Source organism: Pseudoalteromonas sp. BSi20439, from assembly GCF_000241165.1.
Classification (GTDB): Bacteria; Pseudomonadota; Gammaproteobacteria; order Enterobacterales; family Alteromonadaceae; genus Pseudoalteromonas.
In genome coordinates, this window is sequence record NZ_BADW01000096.1 from 1 (window position 1) to 3,235 (window position 3,235).

The 3,235-nt window shown below is 41.9% G+C and carries 2 protein-coding genes; one reads left to right on the forward strand and one right to left on the reverse strand.

Translation table 11 applies throughout. From position 1 onward, the window contains the following. Window positions 1-36 precede the first annotated feature (36 nt). Window positions 37-1,410, reverse strand: coding sequence for an NADP-dependent phosphogluconate dehydrogenase (gndA, locus tag P20439_RS08765; RefSeq protein WP_008466230.1), 1,374 nt, complete (start codon window positions 1,408-1,410; stop codon window positions 37-39). 375 nt (window positions 1,411-1,785) lie between these two features. Here gndA and pyk point away from each other — a divergent pair, with 375 nt between their 5' ends. Beyond that, the gene (gene pyk, locus P20439_RS08770; RefSeq protein ID WP_008466232.1) at window positions 1,786-3,222 is read left to right on the forward strand and encodes a pyruvate kinase; all 1,437 of its coding nucleotides are present in this window, start codon (window positions 1,786-1,788) and stop codon (window positions 3,220-3,222) included. Window positions 3,223-3,235 lie beyond the last annotated feature (13 nt).

A 3,235-nucleotide genomic window follows, 5' to 3' on the forward strand; every position in this document is an offset into this window, starting at 1 on the left:
GCTATATAGCGTCCTTTTTAGTTTACTTAGATTTTATTAACGAACTTTTGCTTCAATATCAACTAAGTCAGTTAAATGACACGTTTCACCACTGTGGGTTTTAATGCCATGCTCACCAAAGTAATCACGCTGGGCTTGAACTAAGTGCCCATTACTTGGTGTTGTTAGCGTTGCTAAGTAGGTTTGTGTTGCACTAAGCACAGGAAACGCCAGACCCGTCATAACGGCTTGGCCAGTCACTTTACGCATCGCTAATGACTCTTTTTCAAGCGTGTCAATAAACTCAACGCCTTGCGCTACACTATCAAGGTAATCAGCACGGATAATACACCCTGCACGCCATGTTTGTAGCGTTTTCGCTAAATCAACTTTCCATTGATGAGTTCGTGAAGCGCCTTTAATTAATGCAAGTCCTTGACGATAAGCCAACAGGCTCGCAAGGGTAAACGCATCTTTTAATTCATCTAAATCAATATCAACTTGCGTGGTATTTTGTGCGCTGTATGTCATTTCTTGTGCGGCAGTGGTATTACACGCATTGGTTAAATGACGAGCTTGTACAGCAGCTACTAGCGACGGTACCGCAATACCTAATTCAAGGGCGTTTTGTGCTGTCCATAAACCGGTGCCTTTTGCGCCTACTTTATTGTCAATTAAATCTACAAGCGGCACATTATGCGAATTTTCAAGTGATAAAATATGGCTTGAGATTGACAGTAAATAGCTATTTAGCTGCCCTTGAGACCATTCGTTAAATATCTCTGCAATTTCTTTAGGTGACCGATTAGTGCCGTGACGCAATAGCTGATACATTTCTGCAATCAGTTGCATGAGTGCGTATTCAATTCCATTGTGAACCATTTTTACAAAATGGCCGCTAGCTGACTGGCCTACACGCGCAAAACACGACTCGCCTTTATAGCTTGCAGCAACCTTTGTAAACCATGGCTCGACACGCTCCCAGCCGCCTTCAGAACCACTGGCCATCATAGCTGGACCGTGACGTGCACCCTCGGCACCGCCTGAAATACCCATAGTGGCAAATTCAAACTTATCTTGGTATTTGAGCTTACGGTTAATACCGTCTTTATAATTACTGTTACCACAATCAACAATAATATCACTACACTGAACACCCGCTTCAATAAGCTCGTTGCAAACCGCATCAACTAACTCACCCGCAGGTACAAGTAATAAAATAGAACGCGGTGCTTCTAAACGCCTAACCATATCCCCTAGATCAGAGACAATGTGAAGTTTATCAGCCATGCCTTGTGATTTAGCACAACTTAGTAATTCTTCACCCGCATTTGGGTTTTTGTCATAAGCGACAAGCGTTATCCCTTTTTCAATCAAGTTCAGGGCAAGATTTTTCCCCATAACGCCTAACCCTACTAATGCAACTTGCATTTAGTGCCCTCCTCGGTAACAACTATTTGGTTAGTAAATTAAAATAATACCGCGTGCATTATACTCAGACCGCAGCCATGAGCAAAGCTACATGCATTTATTACAGTTAAAATAAACGCCGCAATTATATCAAACAACCGCCCTCTGAGGGGAAGAAATAGCAGTGCTATTTAAATTTTTAGATCATTGACGCCCTGTGACACCGGTGTCATAATGATGACATATTCATTTTGTATATAATAGTCGCAATGTTATAAAAATTGCATAAAACTAAAAATTACTATTTAACCTGAAATCTTCTTTGAAGATTTATTAAGTAGTCACTAAAACAAAATAACCGTCAACTTGCTTAAAATAAGCGCACAGGAGAATTTAATGTTAAGACGTACAAAAATAGTCGCGACACTTGGACCTGCAACAGACAGAGATAATAACTTAGAAAAAATTATTCGCGCAGGCGCTAATGTCGTTCGATTAAACTTCTCACACGGTGTTGCACAAGATCATAAAGACCGTGCACAAGCTGTTAGAGATATAGCCGCTAAACTGGGTAAGCACGTTGCTATTCTTGCTGACCTACAAGGTCCTAAAATCCGTGTTTCAACCTTTAAAGAAGGTAAAGTAACTTTAGCGGTCGGTGCAAAATTCATCCTTGATGCAAAAATGGAAAAAGGTGAAGGCGATATTAACGCCGTTGGTATCGATTATAAAGAGCTACCACAAGATGTAGCTCCTGGTGATTTACTCCTTTTAAACGATGGCTTAATTCAGCTTACTGTAGAACATGTTGAAGGTCATTTAGTGCACACTGTGGTTACTGTGGGTGGGGTGCTCTCGAACAATAAAGGGATTAATCGTTTGGGTGGTGGTTTAACTGCACCCGCGTTTACCGACAAAGACAAAGAAGACTTAATAACTGCGGCTGAAATTAATGTTGACTATATTGCCGTTTCATTCCCACGTAGTGGCGATGATATGCGTTATGTACGTTCACTTGCAGAAGCTGCAGGCTCTAATGCTCAGCTTTTAGCTAAAATTGAACGTGCTGAAGCAGTAGAAACGCAAGAAGCAGTAGATGATATTATTTTAGCGTCTGACGCTGTGATGGTTGCTCGTGGTGATTTAGGTGTTGAGATTGGTGACGCAGCTTTAATGGGCAAACAAAAACTCATTATTCGTCGCGCACGCTCGCTTAATCGTACTGTTGTAACAGCCACACAAATGATGGAATCGATGATCGATAACCCAATGCCAACTCGTGCAGAGGTTATGGATGTTGCCAATGCAGTACTTGATGGCACAGATGCAGTGATGCTTTCTGCTGAAACAGCCGCTGGTGATTACCCGGAAGAAACCGTTGCTACTATGGCGCGTGTTTGTTTAGGTGCTGAATCCCAAAAAGAAACACACGTTTCTAAACATCGTTTAGACAGCCGTTTTTCTTCTAATGCCGAGTCAATTGCCTTATCAGCTATGTATGCCGCTAACCACTTAGACTCTGTTAAAGCGATTATCACCCTAACTGAGTCGGGTAGCACGGCAAAATTGATGTCGCGTATTAGCTCTGGACTGCCTATTTATTCACTTTCACGTCATGCAAGTACATTAGGTCAAACAGCACTGTATCGTGGTGTTTACCCTGTATTTTTTGACTCTACAAAATGTGAAAAAGATAGCATGGTTAAAGATGCATTAAGCACACTTGTAGCCGCAGGCTCTTTACAAGCAGGCGATACCGTGATTATTACCCACGGTGATGCGATGGAAACGATTGGTGCAACCAACACGATGAAAATAGTCACGGTTTCGTAACTGTAACGCACAT